The organism is Persicitalea sp. (genome assembly GCF_041751555.1).
Classification (GTDB): domain Bacteria; phylum Bacteroidota; class Bacteroidia; order Cytophagales; family Spirosomataceae; genus Persicitalea.
The window spans coordinates 1-4,937 of record NZ_JBGSXF010000484.1 but is presented as its reverse complement, the minus strand read 5'-3'; the positions used below and the strand labels follow the sequence as shown (position 1 = coordinate 4,937).

The following is a 4,937-nucleotide window of genomic DNA, read 5'->3' as shown; positions in this document are numbered from 1 at the left end:
GCTGCAAAACCTGGCGATGCTGCTCGTGACACTCTACTGCGCCCTAATCGCTTTCATTCTGCTGGTGCTGGTGCCCGTGGCGCTGATCGCCAAGGTACCGATCATCAAGTTCGCCAAGCAGATCGCCGAACCCGTGTCGATTGCCTTTGCCACGACCAGTTCGGAAGCAGCTTTGCCCAAGGCAATGGAAAAAATGGAAGCATTTGGTGTGCCACGGCAGATCGTGTCGTTCGTCATTCCGACGGGATACAGCTTTAATCTCGACGGCTCGACGCTCTACCTGTCGCTGGCGACGATTTTTGTGGCCCAGGCGTCGGGCATCGATTTTCCCATAGGGCAACAAATCGCGATGGTCTTTATGCTCATGCTTACCAGTAAGGGCGTGGCCGGTATTCCGCGTGCGACATTGGTGATTCTGCTGGGTTCGGTGGCCAATTTTGGTCTCCCCGAGTGGCCCGTTTTCCTCATAATGGGTATCGACGAATTGATGGATATGGCCCGGACGTCGGTCAATGTAATTGGCAATTGCCTGTCCACGACGGTTATCGCTCGCTGGGAAGGCGAATTGGACGATGTGAAGATGCACCTATCCGATCAGGTCGAGGAGGAGCATATTGTTGAAGAAATTTTGGAGCATTAAACAAAAAACGCCGACAGGATTTTAAAACCCTGTCGGCGCTCAACAAGCGAAGGAAGGCTGTTCTAGGCTTCTACCGATTGCTGACTAAATAACTCCACGATTGCCTTGTTGAAAGCAGGAATATCATCGGGCTTTCGACTCGTCACGAGTCCGTCGCTAGAAACTACTTCCTCGTTGACCCACTCAGCGCCGGCATTTTTTAGATCCGTTTGCAGGGAAGGGTAGGAGGTAAGCTTGCGTCCTTTCACAACATCGGCTTCGATAAGTAGTTGCGGGCCGTGGCAAATGGCGGCAACAGGTTTCCTAGCATCGAAAAACGCTTTTACGAAAGCCACGGCGTCCTTATTGGTGCGAAGCGAATCGGGATTCATTACGCCACCGGGCAGCAGCAGGGCATCGTAATAGTCAGGGCGGGCGCTATCTAGTGGCACGTCTACTTTTACAGTTTGGCCCCAGTCGGTGCTGTTCCAGGCTTTCACCTCATCTCTTTGAGGCGAAATTACGTGGGTTGTGGCCCCTTGCGCATCGAGCATTTCGCGGGGTTTGGTTAATTCTACTTGTTCAAAGCCATCGGTCACTAGGATAGCTACTTTCATTTTATTAAGGGCATTTTCCATGATTTTGTCTGTTGAATGGTTGGTAATTGCCTTCCCCAGTTAAAAATCACGTGCCATCCTACACGCGCCCATCGTTGTATTTCCTACCCCTAGTCAAGATTCCCTTTGACTTTCAAGCCACTAGGCACCTTTTCCGGTACTGTCTTGTCAAAGTCGTCGTCATTTAGTGAGTTCAGGAATTCCACAATGCGGGAAATATCTTTGAAATTGACGTTCATATCCGTAGCCAGCGTATCCATTTGTTCCTCCCTGACCTTCGGGTTAGGGGTTTTACCGCCTGAAATATCTTCATAAAATTGCAGCACCTGTTGCAGATTAGCGAACTTGCCGCTGTGCATGTATGGGGCAGTATAGCGCAGATTGCGCAAACTAGGGGTGCGGAAAGCGTAGTCGCCGTTGGCACCCGCATCTGATTCTTTTAGATTATGAGAATCCGGGACACCCAGCGTGTGGAGTTTGAAGTCAGAGAGCATCGGGCCGTTGTGGCACTTGGCGCAGCCCGTTTTTAGGAACAACCTCAGCCCGTCTTTCTCGCTCATCGACAGCGCGTTACTGTCGCCGCGCATGTACTGGTCGAAGCGGGAATTGTTGGCAATGAGTGTTCGCTCGAAGGCGGCAATGGCTTTGCCGAGATTTTTTTCGGTGACGAGATTCGTTTCTTCGGCAAAAACTGCCGCGAATCGTTGCCGATATTCGGGTACTTTTCTGATTCTGTCCATCACTTCCGCCAGGATATTTTCCTCGCTCACGCCGTGGCCGCGCATTTCTTCCAGCGTTGCGATGGGCAGTAGCGCCTGCTCCTCCAGGCTTTTGGCTCGAAGATCCCAGAACATCGGGGCCGACTCGGCGTGATAAGGCTGGCCGTTGGCGATGCCGTTGAAGGCCGTGTTGAGTACACTTTGCGAATTACGCTTGGTAAACGGAATGTCGTTCGGAGCCAGAAACCGCCGCTTGCTGCCGTTTCCCATGCCATTGACCCCAATGGACGTTTCCATGAACTCGGCGTAGTTGAACTCCGGCTGGTGGCAGGTTGCGCAGGCCACGTCTCTGCTTCCTGACAAAATCGGGTCGTAAAAAAGCAACCTACCCAATTCCACCTTTTCCTTACTCGTGGGATTATCGTTCGGGTGAACCACCTCCAGCGGCAGCGCACCCAGGTCGGCCAGCGTTTCGACGGTTTTCTGCTTCCTGCTCCCTGAGTCCCGCTCGCTCTGGCAAGCTGCAATCACAGAAAAAAGTAGCAGGGGAATCAATCTGAGAATTAGCCGGTATTTCATACGCAAAACGCTGACGGAGCATTAGATACTCCGCCAGCGTTTGTAAAAGGTAGTTTGCAAGAAAGTTTAACTATCTAAATCTCCACTCCGCCGCTCACATTCTCAAAAGAAATTTCCCCGGCATCGTTCAACTCCATCATGATGACGGCATCTTTGGCGACCTGCCCGCTAAGAATCCCCTTAGACAATTCGTTAAGGATGCTCCGTTGCAGCACCCTTTTCAAGGGGCGCGCGCCGAAAGCCGGATCGAAACCTTCTTCGCCTAGTTTAGTCAGGGATTCGTCGGTGGCGTCGAGGGTGATGCCCTGCTCGGCCAGCATTTTCTGAATGCCCTTGAACTGGATATCCACGATCTTGCGAATATTCTCCCGAGTCAGCGGCTCGAAAAGGACAATCTCGTCGATGCGATTCAGGAATTCGGGCCGCACGGAAGCTTTCAGCAGTTCCAGCACGGCTTGCTTGGTTTCCTCAATAATCAGACTGTGGTTCCAGCCTTCGTCCTCGGCAAACTTCTCCTGAATGATATGGCTACCCATGTTGGAAGTCATAATGATGATCGTGTTCTTGAAATTAGCGACCCGGCCTTTGTTGTCGGTAAGGCGCCCCTCGTCAAGTACTTGCAGTAGAATATTCCAGACGTCGGGATGCGCCTTTTCGATCTCGTCCAGCAGAATCACGCTGTACGGCTTGCGGCGCACGGCTTCGGTGAGTTGGCCGCCTTCATCGTAGCCCACGTAGCCGGGAGGTGCGCCCACGAGGCGACTCACCGCATGGCGCTCCTGGTACTCACTCATGTCGATGCGCACGATGGCGTTCTCATCGTTGAACAGGTACTCGGCCAGCGTTTTGGCCAGCTCCGTCTTACCCACGCCCGTTTGGCCGAGGAAGAGAAAACTACCGATGGGCCGCTTTGCGTCCTGCAAGCCCGCGCGGCTGCGGCGCACGGCGTCGGAAACCATCTCGATGGCTTCGTTCTGCCCGGCTACGCGCTGGTGCAGGCGGTCTTCCAGGTGCAGTAGTTTCTCGCGATCGCTTTGCAGCATCTTCTGGACGGGAATGCCTGTCCACTTCGCAACTACCTCGGCGATGTCTTCGGCTCCAATTTCTTCCTGCATAAGGCGGCGGTCACCTTCGGCTTTTTGCAACTCGTCTAGTTTCTGTTGCGCTTCGGGAATGCGGCCGTAGCGAATCTCGGCTACCTTGCCAAAGTCGCCGGAACGCTCAGCCTGCTCAGCTTCCAGCTTCATGTGGTCGAGGGATTCCTTCAAAGCGCGGATTTCGTTCACCACGCCTTTTTCGTTTTCCCACTCGGCCCTCAGAGCGTCGCGCTCCTCGCTGAGGTCGGCGATATCTTTGTTCAGGACGGTTTCCTTGTCCTTGTTGTCTTCGCGGCGGATGGCCTCGCGCTCGATCTCCAACTGCATAATGCGGCGGTTCAGCTCATCGAGCTCTTCGGGTACACTATCCATTTCGAGCCGCAGCTTGGAAGCGGCTTCGTCCATCAGGTCGATGGCTTTGTCGGGCAGGAAGCGGTCGCTGATGTAGCGGTTGGAAAGCTCCACGGCGGCGATGACGGCATCGTCCTGAACGCGCACCCCGTGGTGCAGTTCGTACTTGTCCTTGATGCCGCGCAGAATACTGATGGCGTCGGTCACGGAGGGCTCATCCACCGTCACGACTTGGAAGCGGCGTTCCAGCGCCTTATCCTTTTCCATGTACTTCTGGTACTCTTTCAGCGTCGTGGCCCCGATGGCGTGTAGTTCCCCCCGCGCCAAAGCAGGTTTCAACAGATTGGCCGCATCCATGGCACTCTCTCCGCCACCGCCCGCACCAATGAGGGTGTGTATTTCATCAATAAATAAAATGATTTCGCCTTCGGAGTCAGTCACTTCTTTGATGACCGATTTGAGACGTTCCTCAAACTCGCCCTTGTACTTGGCCCCAGCAATGAGCAGTCCCATGTCGAGCGAGACAATAATCTTGGATTTCAAATTCTCGGGAATGTCACCCTGCAGGATGCGCTGGGCAAGCCCTTCCACGATGGCTGTTTTACCGACGCCCGGCTCACCGATCAGGATCGGATTGTTCTTGGTGCGGCGGCTCAGAATCTGCAGTACGCGGCGAATCTCCTCGTCGCGGCCGATCACAGGGTCGATTTTTCCAGCTTGCGCCAGTTCGTTCAGGTTTTTGCTATAGCGTTCCAGGGAACGGTACTTAGCTTCGGCGTTTTGATCTTTCACGGGATTGTTTTTTCCTCTCAATTCTTTAATAGCTTCTTTTAATTCTTTTTCCTTGAATCCGGCGTCCTTCATCAACTTAGGGACGGCATCCTTGCCACTCAGCACTCCTAATAACATCAGTTCGATGCTGACGAATTCGTCGCCGAACTCTTTCAGGTAAGTC

4 protein-coding genes are annotated in these 4,937 nt (G+C 53.6%); 1 reads left to right on the top strand and 3 read right to left on the bottom strand.

The window, feature by feature from the left end; translation table 11 throughout:
* Positions 1 to 640: dicarboxylate/amino acid:cation symporter (locus ACEW8P_RS17090; protein WP_373514286.1), on the top strand; the 640-nt coding region annotated here is incomplete at its 5' end.
* 62 nt (positions 641 to 702) lie between these two features.
* Here the strand turns inward: ACEW8P_RS17090 and ACEW8P_RS17085 are convergent.
* The 3 genes from ACEW8P_RS17085 to ACEW8P_RS17075 all read right to left on the bottom strand — a co-directional run.
* Positions 703 to 1,257 carry a type 1 glutamine amidotransferase domain-containing protein gene (locus tag ACEW8P_RS17085; RefSeq protein ID WP_373514285.1) on the bottom strand — a complete coding sequence of 185 codons (555 nt, stop codon included), beginning with the start codon at positions 1,255 to 1,257 and terminating at the stop codon, positions 703 to 705.
* Between the two features lie 89 nt (positions 1,258 to 1,346).
* Positions 1,347 to 2,534 (bottom strand): cytochrome-c peroxidase, encoded by a 1,188-nt coding sequence (locus ACEW8P_RS17080; RefSeq protein ID WP_373514284.1) that lies wholly within the window; start codon positions 2,532 to 2,534, stop codon positions 1,347 to 1,349.
* A 74-nt stretch (positions 2,535 to 2,608) separates the two neighbouring features.
* Positions 2,609 to 4,937 (bottom strand): ATP-dependent Clp protease ATP-binding subunit (locus tag ACEW8P_RS17075; protein WP_373514283.1); only part of this gene is annotated, 2,329 nt, incomplete at its 5' end.

Bases quoted from the DNA above. Each gene is read 5' to 3' on its own strand.
- ACEW8P_RS17085 (WP_373514285.1), bottom strand. From the start codon at position 1,257: ATGGAAAATGCCCTTAATAAAATGAAAGTAGCTATCCTAGTGACCGAT.
- ACEW8P_RS17080 (WP_373514284.1), bottom strand. From the start codon at position 2,534: ATGAAATACCGGCTAATTCTCAGATTGATTCCCCTGCTACTTTTTTCT.